This is a genomic window from Pseudomonas sp. S3E12 (assembly GCF_001702295.1).
GTDB classification, from domain to species: Bacteria; Pseudomonadota; Gammaproteobacteria; order Pseudomonadales; family Pseudomonadaceae; genus Aquipseudomonas; species Aquipseudomonas marginalis.
The window spans coordinates 139,631-162,085 of the sequence record NZ_MBDT01000016.1 but is presented as its reverse complement, the minus strand read 5'-3'; the positions used below and the strand labels follow the sequence as shown (position 1 = coordinate 162,085).

General features: G+C 62.1%; 21 protein-coding genes and 1 pseudogene. 7 read left to right on the top strand and 15 right to left on the bottom strand.

What is annotated here, in order from left to right; translation table 11 throughout:
• Positions 1-183: 183 nt before the first annotated feature.
• The 5 genes from BB029_RS14340 to BB029_RS14320 all read left to right on the top strand — a co-directional run bounded on the left by BB029_RS14340 (position 184) and on the right by BB029_RS14320 (position 5,202).
• Positions 184-642: a (2Fe-2S)-binding protein gene (locus BB029_RS14340; protein ID WP_065939679.1), complete on the top strand. Its 459-nt coding sequence runs from the start codon at positions 184-186 to the stop codon at positions 640-642.
• Complete coding sequence (locus tag BB029_RS14335; protein ID WP_065939678.1) at positions 642-2,873, top strand: molybdopterin cofactor-binding domain-containing protein; 2,232 nt, start codon at positions 642-644, stop codon at positions 2,871-2,873. The genes BB029_RS14340 and BB029_RS14335 overlap by 1 nt, the downstream gene beginning before the upstream one ends.
• A 16-nt stretch (positions 2,874-2,889) precedes the next feature.
• Positions 2,890-4,230 carry a cytochrome c gene (locus BB029_RS14330; protein WP_065939677.1) on the top strand — a complete coding sequence of 447 codons (1,341 nt, stop codon included), beginning with the start codon at positions 2,890-2,892 and terminating at the stop codon, positions 4,228-4,230.
• A 339-nt stretch (positions 4,231-4,569) separates the two neighbouring features.
• Positions 4,570-4,851 (top strand): BrnT family toxin, encoded by a 282-nt coding sequence (locus BB029_RS14325; RefSeq protein ID WP_027603524.1) that lies wholly within the window; start codon positions 4,570-4,572, stop codon positions 4,849-4,851.
• 3 nt (positions 4,852-4,854) lie between these two features.
• Entirely contained in the window at positions 4,855-5,202 is a 348-nt protein-coding gene (locus BB029_RS14320) for a BrnA antitoxin family protein (protein ID WP_027603523.1), read from the top strand.
• Between the two features lie 41 nt (positions 5,203-5,243).
• Here the strand turns inward: BB029_RS14320 and BB029_RS14315 are convergent.
• Positions 5,244-5,402, bottom strand: a pseudogene (locus BB029_RS14315) (C4-dicarboxylate transporter DctA); the annotation flags it as partial.
• 170 nt (positions 5,403-5,572) lie between these two features.
• On the opposite strand from BB029_RS14315, the gene BB029_RS14310 reads away from it, so the two are divergent.
• A complete protein-coding gene (locus BB029_RS14310) occupies positions 5,573-5,824 on the top strand; it encodes a hypothetical protein (RefSeq protein ID WP_065939757.1) in 252 nt (83 codons plus the stop codon).
• Between the two features lie 72 nt (positions 5,825-5,896).
• Here BB029_RS14310 and BB029_RS14305 read toward each other — a convergent pair whose 3' ends face one another.
• From BB029_RS14305 to pstS, 6 genes are all read right to left on the bottom strand, one after another.
• A complete protein-coding gene (locus tag BB029_RS14305) occupies positions 5,897-6,505 on the bottom strand; it encodes a hypothetical protein (protein ID WP_065939675.1) in 609 nt (202 codons plus the stop codon).
• Positions 6,505-7,203: a hypothetical protein gene (locus tag BB029_RS14300; RefSeq protein ID WP_065939674.1), complete on the bottom strand. Its 699-nt coding sequence runs from the start codon at positions 7,201-7,203 to the stop codon at positions 6,505-6,507. The genes BB029_RS14305 and BB029_RS14300 overlap by 1 nt, the downstream gene beginning before the upstream one ends.
• 55 nt (positions 7,204-7,258) lie before the next feature.
• Positions 7,259-8,020 carry a phosphate ABC transporter ATP-binding protein PstB gene (pstB, locus tag BB029_RS14295; RefSeq protein ID WP_010210300.1) on the bottom strand — a complete coding sequence of 254 codons (762 nt, stop codon included), beginning with the start codon at positions 8,018-8,020 and terminating at the stop codon, positions 7,259-7,261.
• A 76-nt stretch (positions 8,021-8,096) separates the two neighbouring features.
• Positions 8,097-9,008 carry a phosphate ABC transporter permease PstA gene (pstA, locus tag BB029_RS14290; RefSeq protein WP_027603518.1) on the bottom strand — a complete coding sequence of 304 codons (912 nt, stop codon included), beginning with the start codon at positions 9,006-9,008 and terminating at the stop codon, positions 8,097-8,099.
• A complete protein-coding gene (gene pstC, locus BB029_RS14285; RefSeq protein WP_027603517.1) occupies positions 9,008-9,973 on the bottom strand; it encodes a phosphate ABC transporter permease subunit PstC in 966 nt (321 codons plus the stop codon). Before pstC ends, pstA begins: the two co-directional genes overlap by 1 nt.
• Positions 9,974-10,047: 74 nt before the next feature.
• Positions 10,048-11,076, bottom strand: a complete 1,029-nt coding sequence (pstS, locus tag BB029_RS14280; RefSeq protein WP_027603516.1) for a phosphate ABC transporter substrate-binding protein PstS — start codon at positions 11,074-11,076, stop codon at positions 10,048-10,050.
• 188 nt (positions 11,077-11,264) lie between these two features.
• On the opposite strand from pstS, the gene ppk2 reads away from it, so the two are divergent.
• Positions 11,265-12,182 (top strand): polyphosphate kinase 2, encoded by a 918-nt coding sequence (ppk2, locus tag BB029_RS14275; protein ID WP_065939673.1) that lies wholly within the window; start codon positions 11,265-11,267, stop codon positions 12,180-12,182.
• Between the two features lie 210 nt (positions 12,183-12,392).
• Here ppk2 and BB029_RS14270 read toward each other — a convergent pair whose 3' ends face one another.
• The 8 genes from BB029_RS14270 to BB029_RS14235 all read right to left on the bottom strand — a co-directional run bounded on the left by BB029_RS14270 (position 12,393) and on the right by BB029_RS14235 (position 22,420).
• Positions 12,393-14,192, bottom strand: coding sequence for a glycosyl hydrolase family 28 protein (locus tag BB029_RS14270; protein ID WP_065939672.1), 1,800 nt, complete (start codon positions 14,190-14,192; stop codon positions 12,393-12,395).
• 192 nt (positions 14,193-14,384) lie between these two features.
• On the bottom strand, positions 14,385-15,296 hold the full coding sequence (gene kdgD, locus BB029_RS14265; protein ID WP_065939671.1) for a 5-dehydro-4-deoxyglucarate dehydratase: 912 nt from the start codon (positions 15,294-15,296) through the stop codon (positions 14,385-14,387).
• Positions 15,297-15,493: 197 nt separating this feature from the next.
• A complete protein-coding gene (locus tag BB029_RS14260) occupies positions 15,494-16,270 on the bottom strand; it encodes an ABC transporter ATP-binding protein (protein ID WP_065939670.1) in 777 nt (258 codons plus the stop codon).
• A gap of 11 nt (positions 16,271-16,281) precedes the next feature.
• The gene (locus BB029_RS14255) at positions 16,282-17,121 is read right to left on the bottom strand and encodes an ABC transporter ATP-binding protein (protein WP_027603511.1); all 840 of its coding nucleotides are present in this window, start codon (positions 17,119-17,121) and stop codon (positions 16,282-16,284) included.
• Between the two features lie 14 nt (positions 17,122-17,135).
• Complete coding sequence (locus BB029_RS14250) at positions 17,136-18,053, bottom strand: ABC transporter permease (RefSeq protein ID WP_027603510.1); 918 nt, start codon at positions 18,051-18,053, stop codon at positions 17,136-17,138.
• 42 nt (positions 18,054-18,095) lie between these two features.
• Complete coding sequence (locus tag BB029_RS14245) at positions 18,096-19,706, bottom strand: ABC transporter substrate-binding protein (RefSeq protein WP_065939669.1); 1,611 nt, start codon at positions 19,704-19,706, stop codon at positions 18,096-18,098.
• Between the two features lie 45 nt (positions 19,707-19,751).
• Positions 19,752-20,789 (bottom strand): ABC transporter permease, encoded by a 1,038-nt coding sequence (locus BB029_RS14240; RefSeq protein WP_027603508.1) that lies wholly within the window; start codon positions 20,787-20,789, stop codon positions 19,752-19,754.
• A gap of 20 nt (positions 20,790-20,809) precedes the next feature.
• Positions 20,810-22,420, bottom strand: coding sequence for an ABC transporter substrate-binding protein (locus BB029_RS14235; RefSeq protein ID WP_065939668.1), 1,611 nt, complete (start codon positions 22,418-22,420; stop codon positions 20,810-20,812).
• Positions 22,421-22,455 lie beyond the last annotated feature (35 nt).

The following is a 22,455-nucleotide window of genomic DNA, read 5'->3' as shown; positions in this document are numbered from 1 at the left end:
CTGTGTTGATCGAGCACCTTGCTTGACTGACTCAATCCTCTCGAATACTTGCCTGATCCTCCGAATGTTCGGTTTTTTCGTAGATGGCCCTTGTGCCCTGATCTAGAGTTCGACAATGGGCGCCCATCGCCTTTCTTATAAGAAACACGCCATCCCGACCGATGATCAGCAGGTGAGCCAGCCATGGAATTACGCATCAACCAAAAAACCTATCAGGTCGACGCCGACGCCGACACGCCGCTGCTGTGGGTGATCCGCGATGACCTGGGGCTGACCGGCACCAAGTACGGCTGCGGCCTGGCCCAATGCGGCGCCTGCTCGGTGCTGGTGGACGGCAATGTCGTGCGTTCGTGCGTCACGCCGGTGGCCGGGGTGGTCGGGCGTGAGATCACCACCATCGAGGCCATCGAAGCCGATGAAGTGGGCAAGCGGGTGGTCAGTGCCTGGGTCGAGCATCAGGTGGCGCAATGCGGTTACTGCCAGTCCGGGCAGGTGGTGGCAGCCACCGCGCTGCTCAAGCACACCCCCGCGCCGACCACTGCGCAGATCGACGCGGCCATGGTCAACCTGTGCCGCTGCGGCACCTACAACGCCATCCATGCCGCCATGCATGACCTGGCCGCCGGGAAGGAGAGCGCCTGATGAACACGCCATCCGTCATCCCCGGCCTCACCCTGGGCGAGCCGATCAACCTGTCGCGTCGACGCTTCCTGGCCAGCACGGCCGTGGGTGCGCTGGTCATCGGTTTTGGCCTGCCGCTGGGCTCGGCCCGAGTCCAGGCCGCTGCCGCCACAGAACGCGGCACCCAGGTGCCGGCGTTCCTGGAGATTCGCCCGGACGGTACGGTGCGCCTGCTCAGCCCCTTTATGGAAGGCGGCCAAGGTACCCACACCGCCATGGCGCAGATCGTCGGCGAAGAGCTGGATGCCGACCCCGCCACCTTTATCGTCGAAGCCGCACCACCCGGTGAGGCCTACGTGGTGATGGAGAACGGCATGCGCATCACCGGCGGCAGCATGTCGGTGCGCATGAGCTACCCGGTCATGCGCCGCCTGGGCGCCCTCGCCCGCGCCATGCTGTTGCAGGCCGGCGCCGAGCAGCTCGGTGTGCCGGTGGCCCAACTGACCACCCAACCCGGCCGCGTGGTGCACACCGCCTCCGGGCGCTCCCTGGGCTACGGCGAGTTGGCCGGCCGCGCCCTGGACATGCCGGTGCCCGACCCGGCCGGCATCACCCTGCGCGACCCGAGCCAGTTCCGCTGGATCGGCAAACCGGTCAAGCGCCTGGATGCCTACGACAAATCCACCGGCAAGGCGCAGTACAGCATCGACATGAAGGTAGATGGCATGCTCCACGCCGCCGTGCAGCACGCGCCGCGCCTGGGCATGACCGTGGGCAGCCTGCGCAACCAATCCCAGGTCGAAGCCATGAAAGGCGTGCACTCCGTGCACGTGCTGCCCGGCGCTGTGGCCGTGGTGGCCGAACGCTGGTGGCACGCCAAGCGCGCGGTGGAGGCGATCCAGGTCGACTGGCAGGAACCGACGGCCGACTCAAAAGTGCGCGGCATGCCCGCGGATTTCTCCAGCGACGGCTTTCGCGATTTCCTCGCGGCCCAGCAAGGCCCGGCGCGTGACGACGAGAACGAAGGCGATGTGGCCGGCGCGTTGAAAAACGCCAAGACCCAGGTCGAAGCCACCTACCACAACCAGTACCTCAACCATGGGCAACTGGAGCCACCGTCAGCCCTGGCGCGCTTCAACCCCGACGGCTCGCTGGAGATCTGGCTGCCCAACCAGGCGCCCGATCTGTTCCGCGCCGACATCGCCAAGCGCGCCGGGCTCGACCCCGCGCAGGTGACCCTGCACTCGCCGCTGCTGGGCGGTTTTTTCGGCCGGCACTTCCTGTATGACTCGGCCAGCCCCTACCCCCAGGCGATTGCATTGGCCAAGGCGGTGGGCCGTCCGGTCAAGCTGATCTGGAGCCGTGAGGAAGAGTTCCTGCGCGACGTGTTGCGCCCGGTGGCGGTGGTCAAGTTCCGCGCCGCGCTGGACGCCGACGGCCTGCCGGTGGCGATCGAAGCGGTGAGCGCCACCGAAGGCCCTACCGAGGCCATCGCCGGCAAGCAGGGCGAAAAACTCGACCCCACCGCCCTCGAAGGGTTGTCGGGCAAGAGCTACGCCATCCCCAACAAACGCATCGCGCAGATCTACGTCAAGGGCCCGGCCATGCTCGGCTACTGGCGTTCTGTGGGCAATTCGCTGAATGACTTCTTCTACGAAGCGTTCCTTGATGAGCTGGCGGACAAAGGCGGCCGCGATCCCTATGAGCTGCGCCTGCACCTGCTGCGCGACAACCCACGGCTGACCACCTTGCTCAAGGCCGTGGGCGAGTTGTCCGGTGGCTGGAAACGGGGCCCCTACACTGCCGAAGACGGCACTCGGCGCGCCCGTGGCGTGGCCATGGCTTCGCCGTTCGGCTCCCACGCGGCAGTGATCGCCGAAGTGTCGCTTGAAAACGGCCAGGTCAAGGTGCACCACATATGGGAAGCCATCGACCCCGGCAGCATCGTCAACCCGGCGATTGTGCAAGCCCAGGTTAATGGCGCGGTGGCCTTGGGCTTATCGCAGACATTGCTGGAGGAAGCGGTGTATGTGGACGGTAAGCCACGGGCACGCAACTACGACCTTTACCCGATCCTGCCGCCCTCACGGATGGCGCAGGTGCACGTAAAGATCGTCGAGAGTGGCGAGAAGATGGGCGGCATCGGTGAGCCTCCGCTCCCCGCTGTGGCGCCAGCCGTGGTCAATGCGGTAGCGCAGTTGACCGGCCAGCGTGTTCGCAGCCTGCCATTAAGCCGACACACCTTCAGCTAACCGAGCGAGACCGCCCATGAACAACCGTCGATTCGCAAGAACCGCAGGCTGGCTGGTGCTGCCCTGCCTGGTCGCCGCCGGCCTGCTGGCCTGGTACGTCACCCGCCAGCCCGCCACACCGTTTGAGCAGGAACAGGCCGCCAGCGTCGACCCCGCACAGGTCAGTCGCGGCGAGTATGTCGCCCGCCTCAGTGACTGCGTCGCCTGCCACAGCCTGCCGGGCAAGGCGCCCTTCGCCGGGGGCCTGGAAATGGCCACGCCGCTGGGCGCCATCCACGCCACCAACATCACCCCGGACCGCACCCACGGCATCGGCACCTACAGCCTCGCCGACTTCGACCGTGCAGTGCGCCACGGCGTCGCACCGGGGGGTCGCCGGCTCTACCCGGCGATGCCCTACCCGTCTTACGCCAAGCTCAGCGACGACGATATCCGCGCGATGTATGCGTTCTTCACGCAAGGCGTACAACCGGCCAACGAGCCCAACATCCCCAGCGATATTCCCTGGCCGCTCAATCTGCGCTGGCCCATCGCCTTGTGGAACGGCCTCTTCGCGCCGACCGCCACTTACGCCGCCAAACCCGACCAGGACGCACTGTGGAACCGTGGCGCCTACATCGTCCAAGGCCCTGGTCACTGCGGCAGCTGCCACACGCCGCGCGGCCTGGCCTTCAACGAAAAAGCCCTGGACGAATCCGGCAAGCCGTTCCTCGCCGGCGCCCTGCTCGACGGCTGGTACGCTCCGAGCCTGCGCCAGGACCCGAACACCGGCCTGGGGCGCTGGAGCGAGGCGCAGATCGTGCAATTCCTCAAGACCGGGCGCAACGCCCATGCGGTGGTCTACGGTTCGATGACCGAAGCCTTCAACAACTCCACGCAGTTCATGGAAGACGCCGACCTGGCCGCCATCGCCCGTTACCTCAAGTCACTGCCCGGCGACCCACAGCGTGACGGCACGCCCTGGCAATACGTAGCCGCCGATACACGCCAGGACGTCCCCGGCGCCCACACCTACGCGACCCGCTGTGCCTCCTGCCATGGCCCGGACGGCAAGGGCCAGCCCGAATGGATGCCACCCCTGGCCGGCGCCACCTCGGCATTGGCCAAGGAAAGCGCCTCGGCGATCAACATCACCCTCAACGGCTCACAGCGGGTAGTCGCCGCCGGCGTACCGGACGCCTACCGCATGCCGGCGTTTCGTGAGCAACTGTCCGATGAGGAAATCGCCCAGGTGCTGACCTACGTGCGCAGCACCTGGGGCAACCACGCTGACGCGGTCGACGCCACGGCAGTCGGCAAGCTGCGCGGGCATACCGACCCGGCGAGCAGCAGTCCGATTATTTTGCATATGCGTTAAAAGTCGCTGTCCTGATCTTTTCCCCGGCGTGGGCAGTGAAATGAGCATGCCGGGGAATAAGGGTTGATGTGAACAAACTTAGTATTGATCCGGTCCCGCGAACGTTGATCTGTCCGATTACTCACCTGTTCAAGCTCGCCTCTTCCGACAATCAAAACAGAATCCTTCTACGTAACGGATTAACCATTACGCACGGGAATATGTTGGCAACCTCAGCAAGATCGAGACCCAACTGACCGAGCGGAACATGGCAAATTCACACTACCGCTATTTATGGCTGGCCATCTTCCTGACTGACGGTTCCTTCAACCGCTTTTTCATACATATAAAGTATGCATAATGAAGACGTTCAGGATTCAATACGATGAGGCAAAAAACATCGCCAATCAGCAGAAGCACAAGGGCATAAGCCTGGCGGAGGCAGAGCCGGTGTTCAACGATGAGATCGCCCTGACGATACAAGACCACGATCACGATGAAGAGCGCTGGGTGACCATGGGCACTGACGCGAGGGGACGAATTTTGGTAGTGACATACACTTACCGCGATCCGAATTTCGTACGCGTTATCAGCGCCAGGCTCGCATCAAAAAATGAACGGCGCCGTTATCTGGAGGCTTGAACAATGAAAGACGAATACGATTTCACCCACAGCAAACGCGGTGCTGTCGCCAGCAACAAAGGCAAGACCCGCATCACCATCATGCTTGACGATGCGGTTATCGATGCCGCCCGTGAACGCGCAGAAAGCGCCGGTACGGGCTATCAAACCGTGATCAACAATCTGTTGCGTCAGGCGTTGATTTCGCAACAAGCACACAATCTGGCGCCCGCCCCAAAGAAGCGGGCTAAAACCCTGCAAGTTATCAACAATGGCATTAGCCTCTCTGAAGTTGAAGCACTGGAACAACAACTCATCGCCGTCGCTGGCGAGTTGAATCGCGTGCTGGGCACAGCCAAACCGGCCGATTGACCAAGGTTTTCTGCGACCTACCCCAACTCCCGCTTGAGTGGCTAACGGTCCAGCGCCCCATCCCAGCGGGCAATGAACAGAGTGGCCACGCCTTTGCCGATCACATTGATCAGTGCGCCGCCTTCGGAGATAAACCGGTAGACGCCCAGTACCAGCACCAGGCCTGCTGCCGGTATCACATAGATCGAGCCGAGGGTGCGGCCCGCACCCCGAACTAATTTGAACGAACCCCCACGTTTATCCATCAACATTGAAGGACCTATCAGACACGAGAACGGCTTGTGTCGCTCCTACGCGAGCAACGAACCCGGCGGCCTCGACCAGGCCCCTGCTCTCTTCGCTCGCACATGACGACCTTGGGGTGAAGGCCATGGCAGCGAATATGCGTGACGTGTCGAAACAAGCCGGCTGGGAAATTGAGCTGGCCACAAACACCGAACTGTTCTACGAGGCCGACCGCCTGGAAACACAGGCCTACGCCATCATAGGCAGCAGCCTGGCCGACGCCGGTGACTGGCTGCGTTTTACCGAAGCGAAACAGATAGCCGATGCAAAGCGCACCGAGGCGTATCAGGACCTGATGCGGATCCGGCGCGGCATGGAGGCTGCGCGCTCCGACTGAGGCCGCTCGGGGCGCTGCGGCAAGACAAAAAAACTACTCGTTCGAGTGGCTTTTCTGGATTTTCACAGCGCCTCAGGAAGAAAAAACCTCCGCGCGCTGCCGTGTTGTCTTTTTGTACCGGAGCGGCTGCTGCCAAGCCAACTGCGCCTGGACCTGTGCTACGGCCTCCAACACCCGCTGCGCCCAGTTTTCGTCCTGAGGGTCCACCACTACCACGCGAAAACCATGGTCATGGCCTTCACTGCGCACACCTTCGGAGTCATCCACATGCAGGTCGATGTCGAAGGCCGGGGGGAATTTCGAGGGTGCGTTCGACAGCCCGCGTGCCGTCAGGGCATGGTTGTGCAGCACGCTGTTGACCACGCCATCGACGCGGATGCCGTAGAGCATCAGCCAGCGGCGGATATACGACGGCGTGCGACCGGACGAGGTGTAGACCCAGATGCTGCAGCCCTGGCGGCGTAGTTCGCGGGTCAGGGAGCGTGTGCCGATCCGCAAGGGCTCACCCAGCCAACGGTGTACGCAGGCCGGCAGCCGGCTCGGCTCGACGTCGCAGTGGTGGAGCTGGCAGGCCAGGGTGTCGTCGATATCGAAGGAAATGCGGATGCGCGGACGCTGCTGCATCGGCAGGAGGCGCTGGAGGACCCGCCCTGCCCTGGCGAATACCGGAGAACCGCTCATCAATGGCCTCCTTGAGAAACGGGCTGGCGCGGGTCCTTGAGAAAAAACTTGTGCGGATCCGGCGCCTGTTCTTCCAGGAAGGCGGCGTATTTTTTCTTGATCTTGGGCAATTCGTACAACGCCTTGACTCCATGTTTGGCTGAGTTGCGGATCACCGACGAAGGGTTGAAGTAGCCCTCGGCGTTCTCCAGCGTCAGCACGAACGGCGGCAGGCCTGCACGCATCAGCAAGTAGCTGACGATCAGCGAACCGCTGCGGTTGTTGCCTTCAATGAACAGCTGCGGCTTGCTGAGGATGCGTACATACACCCCGGCGGCGCGCTTCCAGACTGATTCACTGCGGTACGCGCAGTACCAGTTGTACAAGTCCTTGATGCCACCTTCGACATTGTTGAAGAAGTGTTCTTCGGTCGCCGCCAGGTGGTGTGCGTATTCCAGGCGCCGTGCCGGGTCGCTGCCACAGAGCACGGTGGCGTTGATCTCCAGCATCAGGTCCAGTTGCTGCAAGTCGAACAGGTCGACGCCCCGCGCCACATAGTCGTCAATCAGCGCGTAGCCTTCAAGCACGTTGTGCAGCACTTCGTCGGTCAACGGGTCGCGCGGCTCGGTAAAGTCCCGGCTGAGCTCGGCAAAGCGCTGTTGCACCTCACGCAGTGCGCGTTCAATCGCGGGCAAATCAAGGCGTCGTGTTGCAGGCATCGGCATTCCCATAAGCAGTGGAAAATACGGGAGCATCCCAGCTCCCGCAGGGGCATCAGCTGAACTTGCCGCTGATGTAGTCCCCGGTCATTTGTTCACGCGGGTTCTCGAAGATCTGCGCCGTCGGGCCCATCTCCACCAGGTAGCCGGTGCGCGTGCCCTGGGAAATATCCACCGAGAAAAACGCCGTGGTGTCGGCCACGCGGATGGCCTGCTGCATGTTGTGGGTCACCAGGGCGATGGTGTAGTCCTTCTTCAACTCGACCATCAGCTCCTCGACCCGGCGGGTGGCGATCGGGTCCAGCGCCGAGCACGGCTCGTCGAGCAACAGCACTTCCGGCTCGGTGGCGATGGCGCGGGCGATGCACAGGCGTTGCTGCTGGCCACCGGACAGCGACAGGCCGCTGACCTTGAGCTTGTCCTTGACCTCATCCCACAGCGCGGCGCCTTGCAGGGCGTGCTTGACGCGGTCGCCCAGGTCGCCCTTGTAGCGGTTCAGGCGCAGGCCGAAGGCGACGTTGTCGAAGATGCTCATCGAGAACGGGTTCGGCTGCTGGAACACCATGCCGATGTAGCGGCGCACGACCACCGGGTCCACGCCCTTGCCGTAGACGTCCTGGCCGAGGAAGTGCACATGGCCCTCGAAACGGAAGCCCTTGACCAGGTCGTTCATGCGGTTGAGGCTACGCAGCACGGTACTTTTACCGCAGCCGGAAGGGCCGATGAAGCCGGTGATCTTGTTCTTTTCGATCGGCACATGGCTGTCACGCACGGCCATGAAGTTGCCGTAGAAGATCTTGTCCAGCTTGCAGTCCATGACCACAGGCGCCTGGGTGACAAACGGAGCGGCTATTTGCGCAGTTGATACGTTCAAGATTCAGATGCTCCCGTTTTCAATACTTTGGCTTGCCGAAGATACGGCTCACGATATTCACGACCAGCACGATCATTACCAGTACCAGCGACGCCGCCCATGCGAGTTCAAGCTGGTTGTCGAAGGGCATGCCGGAGAAGTTGTAGATCAGCACGGCCAGGGAGGCCGTCGGGTTCATCACCGCCAGGCTGCCGTCGTGGTAGATCCAGTAGTTGCTGAACAGCGCGGTAAACAACAGCGGCGCGGTTTCGCCGGCGGCGCGGGCCACGGCGAGCATCACGCCGGTAAGGATTGCCGGCAGGCCGGTGGGCAGGACGATTTTCCAGATCACCTGGGAGCGGGTGCAACCCATGCCGTAGGCGGCGTCCTTCATGATCTTGGGCACCATGCGCATCGACTCTTCAGCCGTCAGCACCACGATCGGCAGCATCAGCACCGCCAGTGCCACGCCACCGGCCGGGGCCGAGTAGGTGCCGGTGGTCATCACCACCAGGGCGTAGGCAAACACACCGGCCAGAATCGACGGCAGGCCGGTGAGCATCTTCGCGGCAAAACGCGCGGCGTTCGCCAGCTTGCTGTCCGGGCCCAGTTCGGCGAGGAAGATTGCTGCCATGATGCCGACTGGCACGGCGATGGCAGCGGCAATGCCGACCATCACGAAGGTACCGGCCATCGCGTTGCCGAAACCGCCGCCGGTCTCGAAACCGGTGGGTGGCAGCTCAGTGAACACTTCAAGGCTCAGGCGCGCACCGCCGCGGGTGATGAGCATGTAGAGCACGGAAATCAGCGGTACGCTGGCCAGCAGCGCGCCCGCCCAGACCAGGGTGGTCAACACCAGGCTGCGCAGGGCACGGCCTTCGAACCGGCGCTGCAGGCTGGGCATTGCGCCTGCGGGGGACGTCAGGTCGGTTGCAGCAGTGAGGTCAGTCATCACTTATTACCCCGTTGGGCGTACATCATGATCATGGAGCCGAAGATGTTGACGATCAGCGTGATCAACATCAGCACCAGTGCGGCGTACATCAATACTTCGATCTCGTTCGGCCCGGCTTCGGGGAAGTTCAGCGCCAGCAAGGCTGCCAGGGTGTTGGCCGGGGCGAACAGCGACAGCGAGATGTTGTTGGCGTTGCCCACCAGCATGGCCAGGGCCATGGTTTCACCGAGTGCGCGGCCCAGGCCCAAGACCAGGGAACCGAAGATGCCGGTGGCGGCGGACGGCACCATCACCTTGAGAATCGCTTCCCAGTGGGTGGTCCCCATGCCGTAGGCGGCCTGCTTGGTTTTCATCGGCACGGCGGTGAGCGCATCCTGCGACACGGCGGCGATGGTCGGCAAAATCATGATGGCCAGTACCAGCGCCGCCGGGAGCAACCCCGGGCCGCTCAGGGACGTGCCGAAAAAGGGGATCCAGCCAAGTTCAGTGTTCAACCATGCGGTCAACGGCCGGATCGCCGGGATGACCACGTAAATGCCCCAGAGGCCGTAAACGACGCTGGGGATGGCCGCGAGCAGTTCGACGATGGTACGAAACACCGCCGCCAGCTTCGCCGGCAAAAAATCCTGGGTGAGGAAAATCGCCATGCTGACGCCGAAAACACCTGCGATCAGCAACGCGATAAAGGCACTGTAGAGCGTGCCCCAGATGGCCGGCAGAATGCCGTACTTGCCTTGGTTGACATCCCAGACGCTGCCCAGCAGCACGTCAAAGCCGTGCTTTTCCATGCCTGGAAGGGCCTTGCGCCCGACTTCGAACACCAGGGCAAACACCAACGCCAGCACCAGAACCACGCCTATTCGTGCAAGCGCACGGAAGGTGCGGTCAACCAGGAAATCCTTCGCAGAAGGTGGCTGGCAGGCAGAATCCGGGTTACCCGGTACGACAAACGGTGTGTTCATTGGCTGATTCCGGAACAGGGGGGTAACCCTCCCGGCCGGGCTGACTGCGCCCGCCGAGAGAGGCCTCACAAGCGTTACTGGATGTTGGCGGACGCTTTACGAACCTGATCGACCACCGACTTCGGCAGCGGGATATAGCCCATCGAATCGGCGATTTTCTGCCCTTCGGTCAGGCTGTACTCGACCATTTCACGCATGGCCTTGGCCTTGGCCGGGTTGCCGTTGTCCTTGCGGAAGATCATCCAGGTGTAGGACGTGATCGGGTAGGACTTGGCGCCGTCCGGGTCCGGCAGCCAGGCCACCAGGCTTTCCGGCATTTTCACCGCCGCCAGGGCTTCGGCACCGCTTTCGGCGTTAGGTACCACGTACTTGCCGGCCTTGTTCTGCAACTGGGCAAAGTCAACCTTGGCCAGCTTGGCGAAACCGTATTCGATGTAGCCAATCGCGCCTGGGGTCTGGCGTACGGTGGCGGTCACACCATCGTTCTTAGGCGACTTGATGAATTTGTCGCTGGCTGGCCAGTTGACGGTGTTGCCTTCACCCAAGTCCTTCTGGAACTGCGGGTTGATGGCCGCCAAGTGCTTGGTGAATACGGCCGTGGTGCCGCTGGAGTCTGCACGCACGACCACGGTGATCGGCATGTCCGGCAGTTTCAGGCCAGGGTTGGCGGCGACGATCTGCGGATCGTTCCACTTGGTGATCTTGCCCAGGAAGATGTTGGAGTACACATCCCGTGGCAACTTCAGCTCTTTAGGATTGCCCGGCAGGTTGAACGCCAGGACGATTTCGCCTGCGGTCATCGGCAGCAACTGCACGCCTTCGGCGACCTTGGCGATGTCTTCGTCCTTCATGGCCGAGTCACTGGCGGCGAAGTCCACGGTTTTGTTCAGGAAGTCCTGTACACCCGCGCCACTGCCTTTGGACTGGTAGTCAACCGTGACGCCTTCGGTCTTCTTGCTGAAATCCTTGAACCAGGTGAGGTAGATCGGCGCTGGGAAACTGGCGCCAGAACCTGTCAGACGGACGTTCTCGGCAGCAAATACCGAGGTGGCACTTAGAGAAACCGCAACGGCGAGTGCAGCTGACTTCATCAGACGTTTCATTCAGGGAAATCCTTGTGATTACGGGCTCCCGGAACTTTGCAGCAGCTTTGTTACGCTTTTATGAAAATTGGGTGGCAAACCGCTATTTCGTCCCGTCTTTCCGCCACAGCCACGTATTTCGATGTAATTGGTTGGTAACAAAATGCGACTAAGACTTTGCCATCTCCCCCACGACGCGAGTGCCTCCCATGTCTGCAGTAGACGACGCCTTGATCCAGCGCATCCACCGAGAGCTCCTGGATCACAGTGACGAAGAGCTGGAACTGGAATTATCCGAAGACGGGCACGATCTCAACGCACTGTTCGACGAGCACGTCGAGGAAAGCCCCGAGAAGGCCGCGCGCAGGATTTACTTCAGCGAACTGTTCCGCCTGCAAGGTGAACTGGTGAAGCTGCAAAGCTGGGTGGTCAAGACCGGCGCCAAGGTGGTGATCCTGTTCGAGGGGCGCGATGCCGCCGGCAAAGGCGGTGTGATCAAGCGCATTACCCAGCGCCTCAACCCGCGGGTCTGCCGCGTCGCCGCCCTGCCCGCCCCCAACGACCGCGAACAGACGCAGTGGTACTTCCAGCGTTATGTCTCGCACCTGCCGGCCGCGGGTGAAATCGTGCTGTTCGACCGCAGCTGGTACAACCGCGCCGGCGTCGAACAAGTCATGGGCTTTTGCAACGAAGACCAGTACGAGGAATTCTTCCGCACCGTACCGGAGTTCGAACGCATGCTCGCCCGCTCCGGCATCCAGTTGATCAAATACTGGTTCTCCATTTCCGATCAGGAACAGCACCTGCGCTTTCTCAGCCGCATTCACGATCCGCTCAAACAGTGGAAACTCAGCCCCATGGACCTGGAGTCGCGCCGGCGCTGGGAGGCGTACACCAAGGCCAAGGAAGTCATGCTCGAACGCACCCACATCGCCGAAGCGCCATGGTGGGTGGTGCAGGCCGACGACAAAAAGAAAGCCCGCCTCAACTGCATCCACCACCTGCTCGGGCAGATGCCTTATGAGGAAGTGGAACTGCCGGTGATCGAGCTGCCGCAACGGGTCCGCCAGGAGGACTACTCGCGCAATCCGACGCCGGTGGACATCATCGTGCCGCAGGTCTATTAACGCAGGACGCAATAGATTCCCCAGGGGAGTTAAGAGCGAACACCGTACTTGTGGTGAGCGGGCTTGCCCCGCGCTGGGCTGCGTAGCAGCCCCAATAAGAACGCTGCAGTGTGCCAGACAGTTCCGGGGGCTGTGTTTTGGGGCTGCTGCGCAGCCCAGCGCGGGGCAAGCCCGCTCACTACGAGGGTCCATTCGCCATAACGTTTGCGCTTACGGTGCCGGCTCCACCTCCTTGAACACCAACCCTTGGCTATCGCTGACCTGCCATGGGTTGGCAGCGCCGGTCTGGCTGAAGACCACGTGGTCGAAGCGTGAGTCTTTCAGTCCATCGATACGCGCCTTGGCCGCGCCGCGAAAGCGCACGCGCTCGAACACCAGGCCCTGATGGTAGGCGTTGTGCGCTGCATCACCCTTGACCTCGATCGCCGCCCCCTGGGCATTCTCGACGCTCACGTCGCTCACGCGGATATCCTTGAACTGCCCCGCGATGGTTGAGCGCTGATAGTCGAGCTTGGCGTTCGGGTCGTTGTAGTCGAGGGTAAAAATGAACGCTTGCTTGACGGTGTTGCGGATCGCCGAGTCGCGGAATGTGACGTTGCGCGCGCCGCCGCCCATGAAGTTGGTGCTTTTCATGCGCAGTCCGGCATCGGTGCCGTCCGACACGTTGTCTTCGGCCAGGATGTTCTGGATCCAGGCGCCGGTGTGGCTGCCGGCGACCACCATGCCATGGCCCTTGCGGAAGTAGTTGTTGAAGATCCACGCGTCCTCCTGCGGCGGCTGGTGCACGGCCTCGGCACCGGTGCCGGCCGCGAAATTCACGCAGTCATCGCCGGTGTCGAAGAAGTTGTTGAACACCATCGCGCCCTTGCTGTTGGCAAACTCGATGCCGTCGCCGTTGTTGGCGTCGTAGGTCGTGTGGGTGGTGTTGGCCAGCACCACGTTTTCGGTCTCCAGGTTCATGATGCCGTGGAACGCCGGGTTCACCACGGTGAAGCCGCCGTAGAAGACGTTCTTCACATTGCGCAAGGTAATCAGCGAGGAGCGCATCTGCCCGTAGGCATCCTTGACGTTCATGCCGCGTGCCACGGCCTGTTCCACCTGCGCCTTGGCGAGGATGCCGTCCCGGGCATAGCGGGTATTGTCACTGGGCAGGTAGAACGGCAGTGCCTGGCCACGTTCGTCGACGACATCGGCGTTGCGCTTCCAGCCATTGCCATCGAGGGTGCCCTGGCCGACGATGCGGATGTTTTCGAATGACTGATGCTGGCGTGGATCGCGGGGCAACGCGTTGATCAGCGAGGCCGGGCGCACGGTGGTGGAATACGGATACTGGATATAGCCGGCCAGCGGGTAATCTTCGGCGCGCTCGGAGCCGAGCAGGGTCGCGCCTTCGGCGATCTCCAGGGTCATGTTGCTCTTGAGGTAGAGCGCGCCGCTTTTGTAGGTGCCTTCAGGCAACAAGACTTTGCAACCGACGGTGCAGGCATCGATGGCGTTCTGGATCGCCAGGGTATCGAGATGGCTGCCGTCGCCTTTGGCGCCGTATTTTTTCACGTCAAATACCGCCGCAACCGGGGTGGTGCGTTGCAGCACTGGAGCACTGTCGGCGGATTCCTTGCCGTTACCGTCCACCGAACGCACGGTGAAACGGTACGCCGTGTCGGGCTTCAAGCCTTGGGCAGTAAAGCTGTGAATGCCGATGCGATGGTGGAAGTTGGCGGTGTCTTGCCGATAAAACTGGTCGATGTAGGGTTTGGCCGGTGACACCTGATCATTGTTGGCATTCGCGCTGCCCAGCAGCGTGCCGTTGGCGTAGACCCGGTAATCCTTGATGCCGGCATGCTCGGCAGGCTTTTCCCATACCAGGATGATTTGCCGGTCATCAAAGGCCAGCGTCGGTACCTGCAGGTTTGACGGGGCTTGCAGCGCCCATGACAGCGGGCTGCAGCCGAGGACCACCAGGGCCAGCGCGCAACGCGCCGGTCTTTTTTTCGAAGGTTGATACGGCATGTTGTTCTCCTTGTTTTTGCCGGTATTCACACCGAGGGGCGCTACATCTGCCGCCCGGTTTTTTCGAGGTAGTTGATAAGGCGGTTGCAGGAGCGGGCTTGCCCGCGAAACGCGTCAACGAACACACAGCGTTACCGGGTGGCCCGAGTCGTAGGTGGTTTTTTCGCGAGCAAGCTCGCTCCTACAAGGGGCTTACTGGGCGCCCAATGCCTTGATCAGCACGTCCAACTGCTCCACTTCTTCAGGCAGCAAGTCGGTCAACGGCGCGCGCACCGGGCCGGCGTCGTGGCCGACCAGGCGTGCACCGGCCTTGACGATACTCACGCCATAGCCTTCGCAGCGGTTGCGGATCGCCAGGTACGGCAGGAAGAAATCATCGATCAAGCGGCCCACGGTGGCGTGGTCGTCGGCGGCCACGGCGCGGTAGAAATCCATCGCGGTTTTCGGGATGAAGTTGAACACCGCCGAGGAATACACCGGCACGCCCAGGGCCTTGTAGGCCGCGGCATAGACTTCGGCGGTCGGCAGCCCGCCGAGGTAGGTCAGGCGGTCGCCGAGGCGACGGCGGATCGACACCATCGATTCGACTTCACCGATGCCGTCCTTGAAACCGATCAGGTTCGGGCAGCGCTCGGCCAGCTGCTCGAGGCTGTCGGCATTGAGACGGCACAGGTTGCGGTTGTACACCACCACGCCGAAATCCACCGAATTGCACACCTGCTCAACGTGGGCCACCAGGCCTTTCTGGCTGGCTTCAGTGAGGTAGTGAGGCATCAGCAGAATACCGGCGGCACCGAGGCGCTCGGCCTCCTGGGCATAGGCGATGGCCTGACGAGTCGGGCCCCCTGCCCCGGCGAGGATGGGCACCTGGCCTTTGCAGGTGTCCACGGCAGTCTTGATGATCTGGGTGTATTCCTTGGTTTCCAGGGAGAAGAATTCCCCGGTGCCCCCGGCCGCGAACAACGCGCTGGCGCCGTAGGGTGCCAGCCATTCCAGGCGGCGGGCATAGGTGTCGGCACGGAAGTCACCGGCCGCGTCAAAGTCGGTAACCGGGAACGAGAGCAAGCCGGAAGACAGGACTGTTTTTAGTTCTTGTGGCGTCATGTTCACAAACCTCAAATCAAAAAATAAAGGGATACCTTAAGAGGTACGTCATCGTACAACTACAAATGATTGTTAGCTAGTCCTAAGCGCCTTTGTTCGCACCTTTAGATTTAATTCAATAAAAACAGCATATTAATCGCACTTCATAGTAATTAGCGCATTACCAATCAAGCATAGTCATACGATGACTACAGAAATCAACCGACCCGCCGTCGTTCAGACTCCTGGCTGAAGTCACGACTGGCTTGCACCAGCATGCGCGTGTAGTCGTGCACGGCCTGGTCCTGGCTCAAAGCCTGGCAGTCGAGCAATTCGACGATCCGGCCGTGCTGCATCACCGCCACCCGGTCGCACAAGTGAGTGACCACCCCCAGGTCATGGGTGACCAGCAGATAGGTGAGTTTCTCGCGCTGGCGCAGGTCCGCCAGCAAGTTGAGGATCTCGGCCTGGACCGACACATCCAGGGCCGAGGTCGGTTCATCCAGCAACAGCACGCGGGGTTCAAGGATCAACGCGCGCGCAATCGCCACCCGTTGGCGCTGCCCACCGGACAACTGATGGGGATAGCGAAAGCGGAAGCTGTCGTTGAGGCCGACCTTGAGCAGGATCTCGTTGATCCGGTCGTCCTTGTCCCCTACCCCGTGGATAATCAGCGGTTCGCGCAGGGCGGTGTCGATGGTGTGCCTGGGGTGCAGGGAGCCGTAGGGGTCCTGGAAGACCATCTGCACTTTGCGAAAGTGCTCCTTGGGAATCTTGTGCTGCAACGGCGCACCGGCGATGCTCAGCTCGCCATTCCAATGCCGGTATTGCCCGGCCAGGCAGCGCAGTACGGTGGTCTTGCCCGAACCGGACTCCCCCACCAGGCCGAACGATTCGCCGTCGGCGACACTCAGGCTCACATCGTGCAGCACCTGGTTGATGGCAGCGCCGGTGCCGAAACTCAGGTTCAAGGCGTGCGCTTGGATCATGGGCATGGTCAGGTTCCTTATTGAGTCAGCCATAGTGGATCGCGCTTGAGCACCGGCAGGTGCACGCGACGGTTATCCATGCTCGGCAGCGCGGCCAGCAGGCCACGGGTGTAGGGATGCTCGGCGTATTGCAGGTCGCAGGCAGCCAGGGATTCGACCACGCGCCCGGCGTACATCACCAGCACGCGGTCACAGTAGTTGCGCACCAGGTTGAGGTCGTGACTGACAAAAATCAGCCCCATCTGCTGCTGGTCGACCAGTTCTTCCAGCACGCTGAGCACTTGCTGGCGCACCGAGACATCCAGCGCCGACGTAGGCTCATCGGCAATGATCACTTCCGGACGCGTGATCACCATCATCGCGATCATGATGCGCTGGCCCATACCGCCGGACACCTCGTGGGGGTACAGGTTGTAGACCCGCTTCGGATCGCGGATATGCACCTGCTCGAGCATCTGCATGACTCGTTCGCGCGCATCACTGCGACTGGCCTTGTGGTGGGCCAGGTAGGCTTCGGCAATCTGGTCGCCCACCTTGACCACCGGGTTCAGCGAGTACTTGGGGTCTTGCATGATCATCGAGATGCGCTGGCCGCGAATCTTCTGCATCGCTTTTTCACTGGCCGAGAGCAGGTCGACCTCGCCAAACGCCATGGCCTTGGCGGTGATTCTGGCGCTGGGCGGATGCAGCTTGAGCAGGCTGCGCCCGACGGTGGACTTGCCTGAGCCGGACTCACCGACAATCGCCAGCTTCTCCCGCCCCAAGGTAAAGGACACGTCGCGCACGGCGTGGGTTTCTTTCTGGCCACTGACGAAGCGCACATTCAGCCCTTCGACATTCAGCTTGATGGCAGACATAAGGTGTTCTCCGATTATTCGCTGCGCGGATCAAGGATGTCCCGCAGGCCATCGCCCAACAGGTTGAAGGCCAGGCTGACCAACATGATCGCCGCCCCGGGAACCGCCACCAGCCACCAGCACTCGAGCATGTAGCGGCGCCCGGTGGAAATCATCGCGCCCCACTCCGGCAGCGGCGCCTGGGCACCCAGGCCGAGAAAGCCCAAAGCAGCGGCGGTGAGGATGATCCCGGCCATGTTCATGGTCAGGCGGATGATCACCGAGGACAGGCACATCGGCACGATATGGCGCAGGATAATCCGCGCCGGCGACGCGCCTTGCAGCTCCACGGCGACGACAAAGTCGGCGTTGCGCAGGGACAGGGTTTCAGCCCGCGCGAGCCGCGCAATCGGTGGCCATGAGGTCAAGGCAATCGCCACCACCGCATGCTCCAGGCCAGGGCCCAGGGCGGCGATAAAGGCCAGCGCCAGGACCAGGCTGGGAAAGGAAATAAAGATATCGGTCAGGCGCATGAACACGGTGTCGACCGCCCCGCCGAAGTAGCCCGAGACGGTGCCGATAAACAGCCCGATGGGACCGACGATCACGGTTACCAGGGCAATGATGTACAGCGTGATCCGCGAGCCATAGACCAGCCGACTGAAAATATCCCGGCCGTATTCGTCGGTGCCGAACCAGTGCGCCGAGCCCGGCGCCTGCAAGGCTGTGGCAAGGTTTTGCGCGACCGGGTCATGGGTGGCGATCCACGGCGCAAAGGCCGCGACCACCACCAACAGCAGGGCAACCAGCAGGCCCGCCAGGGTCATGGGGTTGCGCAACAGGTGACGCAGCACCCGCAGGCCGCTCTTGCAGAAGGCATCGAAGCTGGAGCCCGGCGAGCGATCCACCGGCCGCTTCGCCGCCGTGTCGATGGAAGACAGATTGGCATTCATAAGCATCTTCTCTGTGTGAATTCTGAAGGGCCGCAGCCCGACTCAACGCTGCTTGTAGACACCCAGGTAACGGGTGGCCTCGGCATCGTCACCACTGAAACCCTTGACGTCGGCAGCGCTGACCACGGTGTCGGTCATCTGCGAGATCATCAGGATCGGCCCCACCTGCTGGTCATAGAGCGTCTGCGCCTGGTGATACAGGCTGACCCGCTGTGCCGAATCGCGCGTCACGCCCGCCTGGTCGATCAGGCTGTTGAGCTGCGGATTGAAGAATGAAGCGCGCCAGCCCTGGAAGTTCGGCAAGCCGGCGTCATCGCTGTTGTCGGGGTTGTAGGCGAAGGTGCGCAGGCTGAAATACGGATGGGGATAGCGCTCGGCGCCACGAGCCACGATGATCTCGAAATTGCGCGCGCGCATGGCGCCGTAGACCTGGTTGCCGGTGCCGGTGACGATGCTGGCCTTGATCCCGCCTTCGGCCAGGGTCGCTTGCAGGCGCGCGGCGATGTCAATGAACGGCGGCTCCGACAATGTACGAATGGTGGTGTTGAAACCGTCGGGGTAACCCGCCTCGGCCAGCAGCTTTTTCGCCTTGGCCACGTCCATGTGATAACCCGGATCCGGCAAGCGCGCTTCCAGCCCCAACTGCATCGGCTGCTGATTGAGCTTGCCGTAATACGGCATCACCTGTTCATCCAGACCCTTGTAGTCGATCAGGTTGCGCACGGCTTCACGCACCTGAGGCTTGGCAAACTCGGGTTGCTTCATGCTCATCGCCACGTAGTACATGGTGCCGCGTGGCAATGACTGCACCTGGATCTTGTCCGAGCCGTCGATGGCGCGAATGTCCGGTGCCGCCATGCCGTAGGCCAGGTCGAGGTCGCCGCGTTCGAGCATCAGGCGCAAGGATTGGGATTCGGTCATGTGCCGCACCACCACGCGCTTGAGCTTGGCCGCGCCGCCCCAGTAGCCGTCGAAACGGGTCAGCAGCAGCGAATCGTTGGCGCTCCATTTGCTCAGCACGAAGGGGCCACTGCCGGCCTCGTTGGTCACCAGCCAGCCGGCGCCGAGGTCGCCGTTTTTCTCATGGGCCAGGGCCGTCTTGCGGTCCACTACCACAGCGCTCGGCGAGATCGCCAGGGAGTCCACCAACAGCAGCGGGTCCATGGTCTGCGGCAGGTCGACGACCAGGGTGTGGGCGTCCGTGGCGCGGATCAGCGATTGGATATTCTCGACGCTGTAGCCGTAGGCCTTCCAGGTGGTGGCCAGGCCGAAATTGAGCTTCATCACCCGGTACAGCGACCACGCCACGTCCTCGGCGGTCAGCGGGTTGCCCGAATGGAATTTCACATCCTGGCGCAGATGAAAGGTCACCTGCTTGCCGTCTTCGCTGATGTCCCAGCGTTCGGCCAATTGCGGCAGGTGTTTTTCCGGGTTGCCCTGGTCACGCTTGATCAGGGTGTCGTAGAGGTTGGCGTTGACGCCGGAGGCATCCAGGCCGGGCGCATTGGCCGGGTCGATGGAAAACAGGTTGACCATGCTCATGCCGACGATCAATTGATCGGCGGGGGTCTTGGCGCTGGCCGTTGTCATCGGCCCAAGGGCGAGCATCGCCGTCAACAGGCCAAGGTGCAGTGTTGAAAATACCGTCTTCATGCAAAATTCCTTCTTTTTATAGTTTTATCGGTACTGCGCCGTGCGTTAACGGGTACGGGGGTCGAACACCTTGTACAAGGCGTCGCTGATCAGGTTGAGCGCAACGAAAATCAAGCCGATCACCAACACGCAGCCCATCACCGCGTTCATGTCGCCGAGCATCAGGCTGCTGGTCAGGTACTGGCCGAACCCCGGCCAGGCAAACACGGTTTCGATCAGCACCGCGCCCTCCAGCAACGAGCCGTAGGCCAGCGCAACCACCGTCAGCAACTGCACGAGGATGTTGCGAAACGCATGCCCCCACACCACCTGGCGCCGGGAAAGGCCCTTGACCCGCGCGGTGATGATGTACTCCTGGGACAGCTGCTCGAGCATGAAGCTGCGGGTCATGCGGCTGATATACGCCACCGAGTTCAGGCCGAGGATCAGCGCCGGCAACACGATGTGGCGCAGGGCGCTGGCGAAGGCATCCCAGTCACGTGCCAAGGTCGAGTCGATCAGCAGCAGGCCGGTGACCTCGGGCACCATGCCGTCATAGGCCAGGTCGATGCGCCCCGCTCCACCGGCCCAGCCGAGCCAGGCGTAGAACACCAGCAACCCCATCATGCCCAGCCAGAAAATCGGCGTGGAGTAGCCGAACAAAGTGATCACCCGCGCCACGTGATCGCCGAGGCGCCCCTGGTTGCTGGCGGCACAGACGCCCAGGGGCAAACCGATCAGCACGCCGAACAGGATCGCCAGGGTGGCCAGTTCAATCGTCGCGGGGAAGACGCGCAGGATGTCGTCCAGTACCGGGTGGCCGGTCAACAGCGCATTGCCGAAGTCACCGTGGAGCAGGTCATTGAGGTAAAGACCGAATTGGGTCCAGATCGGCTTGTCCAGGCCCATCGACCGGTACACCTGATCGTAGGTGGAACTGTCGGCATCCGGCCCGACGACCGCCAGCACGGGGTCGAGCGGCATGACCCGGCCGATGATGAACGTCAGGGCCAGCAGGCCGAGCAAGGTCACCAGCACCGTACCCGCGCGCCGGGCCGTGTTGGACGCGCGAGCGCCCATGACAGAGGCAGTCATAACAAACATAGTGAGCTCCTGATAATCGGTCAGCGCTTCTTGTAGACGTCTTTGTAGCGCGTGGTCGCGGCGGTATGGCCCTGGAAGTCGGCCACGTCTTCGTACACCACCACGGTGTCGGTCATTTGCGAGACCGGCAAAATGGCCCCGACCTGCCGGTCGACCTGCTCCTGGATGTCGCGGTATTGGGCCAGTTGCTTGCCTGTGTCAGGCTCGACTTCCGCGCGCTCGATCAGCTGGTTCAGCTCAGGGCTGTAGAAGGATGTGCGCCAGCCCTGGAAATTGGTGAGCTTGGCCTCATCGCGGTTATCCGGGTTGTACACCAGCGTACGCAGGCTGGAGTGCGGATGCCGTTCCGCCCCGCCACCGCCGCGGCCGACGATGATGTCGAAGCTGCGCTCACGCATCGCACCGTAGATCTGGTTGCCCGTGCCGGTGATGATACTGGCGTCGATACCGGCCTGGGCCAGGGTCGACTGCAGGTTGGAGGCAATGTTGATAAACGGCGGTTCGGCGAGCACGCGAATGGTGGTCTTGAAACCGTTCGGGTAACCGGCCTCGGCCAGCCAGGCCTTGGCCTGCTCGACGTTGAGCGTGTAGCCGGGATCCGGCAGGCGCGCGGCCAGGCCCAGGGGCAGCGGCCGTTGATTGATCACGCCGTAATGGGGCATGACGGTCTGGTTGATGCCCTGGTAATCGATCAGCGCACGCACGGCCTTGCGCACACGCGCATCGGCGAACATCGGTTGCTTCACACTCAGGGCGACGTAGTAGAGGGTGCCGCGCTGCAAGGTCTGGGTGCGGACCTTGGCGCTTTTCTGCAGGGCTTCGATGTCCGGCGCAGACATGCCTTTGGCGATGTCCAGGTCGCCGCGCTCGATCATCAGGCGCAACGACTGCGACTCGGTCATGTTGCGCATGACGATGCGCTTGAGCTTGGCCGGGCCGCCCCAGTACCCGTCGAAGCGGCTCATCAGGATCACGTCGTTGGCGCGCCAGTCATTGAGCACAAACGCACCGCTGCCGGCGGCGTGAGTCACCAGCCAGGCGGCGCCCATGTCGTTGTTCTTCTGGTGTTCGAGGACTTTCTTGCGATCGAGGATAAAGGCACTCGGCGAGGTCGCCAGGGTGTTGAGCACCAGCAGCGGGTCGGTGGGCCGGGGCAGCTCGATCACAAAGGTCGAGGCATCCGTGGCACGCATGTAGCGCTCGACGTTCTCGGCGGTAAAGCCGTAGGCCTTCCAGGTGGAGGCCAGTGCGAGGTTGAGCTTGAGCACGCGCTGCAACGACCAGGCAACGTCTTCGGCACTCAGGTCATTGCCGGACTGGAACTTCACGCCGGTGCGCAGGTTGAAGGTCAGGGTCTTGCGGTCATCACTGACCTGCCAGCGCTCGGCCAGCGCCGGTACCAGGCGATCCGGCTGGGCGACATCCTGCACCAGCAACATGTCATAGAGGTTGGCGTTGATCTCCGACACGTCCAGGCCGGTGGCCGCCGCCGGGTCGAGGGACAGCAGGTTGATCATGCTCATGCCGACGATCAATTGATCGGCCGGGGTTTTTGCGAAGCTTGCAGGTACAGCGGTGACAGCCAGCGCGGCGACGAACACCCGCGCCCACAGCGAAGGGAAAATGCTCATAACAAGAGTGCCTTTTTTATATTTATAGGGCTCTT

Bases quoted from the DNA above. Each gene is read 5' to 3' on its own strand.
- BB029_RS14340 (WP_065939679.1), top strand. From the start codon at position 184: ATGGAATTACGCATCAACCAAAAAACCTATCAGGTCGACGCCGACGCC.
- BB029_RS14335 (WP_065939678.1), top strand. From the start codon at position 642: ATGAACACGCCATCCGTCATCCCCGGCCTCACCCTGGGCGAGCCGATC.
- BB029_RS14330 (WP_065939677.1), top strand. From the start codon at position 2,890: ATGAACAACCGTCGATTCGCAAGAACCGCAGGCTGGCTGGTGCTGCCC.
- BB029_RS14325 (WP_027603524.1), top strand. From the start codon at position 4,570: ATGAAGACGTTCAGGATTCAATACGATGAGGCAAAAAACATCGCCAAT.
- BB029_RS14320 (WP_027603523.1), top strand. From the start codon at position 4,855: ATGAAAGACGAATACGATTTCACCCACAGCAAACGCGGTGCTGTCGCC.
- BB029_RS14310 (WP_065939757.1), top strand. From the start codon at position 5,573: ATGGCAGCGAATATGCGTGACGTGTCGAAACAAGCCGGCTGGGAAATT.
- BB029_RS14305 (WP_065939675.1), bottom strand. From the start codon at position 6,505: ATGAGCGGTTCTCCGGTATTCGCCAGGGCAGGGCGGGTCCTCCAGCGC.
- BB029_RS14300 (WP_065939674.1), bottom strand. From the start codon at position 7,203: ATGCCTGCAACACGACGCCTTGATTTGCCCGCGATTGAACGCGCACTG.
- pstB (WP_010210300.1), bottom strand. From the start codon at position 8,020: ATGGACTGCAAGCTGGACAAGATCTTCTACGGCAACTTCATGGCCGTG.
- pstA (WP_027603518.1), bottom strand. From the start codon at position 9,008: ATGACTGACCTCACTGCTGCAACCGACCTGACGTCCCCCGCAGGCGCA.
- pstC (WP_027603517.1), bottom strand. From the start codon at position 9,973: ATGAACACACCGTTTGTCGTACCGGGTAACCCGGATTCTGCCTGCCAG.
- pstS (WP_027603516.1), bottom strand. From the start codon at position 11,076: ATGAAACGTCTGATGAAGTCAGCTGCACTCGCCGTTGCGGTTTCTCTA.
- ppk2 (WP_065939673.1), top strand. From the start codon at position 11,265: ATGTCTGCAGTAGACGACGCCTTGATCCAGCGCATCCACCGAGAGCTC.
- BB029_RS14270 (WP_065939672.1), bottom strand. From the start codon at position 14,192: ATGCCGTATCAACCTTCGAAAAAAAGACCGGCGCGTTGCGCGCTGGCC.
- kdgD (WP_065939671.1), bottom strand. From the start codon at position 15,296: ATGACGCCACAAGAACTAAAAACAGTCCTGTCTTCCGGCTTGCTCTCG.
- BB029_RS14260 (WP_065939670.1), bottom strand. From the start codon at position 16,270: ATGCCCATGATCCAAGCGCACGCCTTGAACCTGAGTTTCGGCACCGGC.
- BB029_RS14255 (WP_027603511.1), bottom strand. From the start codon at position 17,121: ATGTCTGCCATCAAGCTGAATGTCGAAGGGCTGAATGTGCGCTTCGTC.
- BB029_RS14250 (WP_027603510.1), bottom strand. From the start codon at position 18,053: ATGAATGCCAATCTGTCTTCCATCGACACGGCGGCGAAGCGGCCGGTG.
- BB029_RS14245 (WP_065939669.1), bottom strand. From the start codon at position 19,706: ATGAAGACGGTATTTTCAACACTGCACCTTGGCCTGTTGACGGCGATG.
- BB029_RS14240 (WP_027603508.1), bottom strand. From the start codon at position 20,789: ATGTTTGTTATGACTGCCTCTGTCATGGGCGCTCGCGCGTCCAACACG.
- BB029_RS14235 (WP_065939668.1), bottom strand. From the start codon at position 22,420: ATGAGCATTTTCCCTTCGCTGTGGGCGCGGGTGTTCGTCGCCGCGCTG.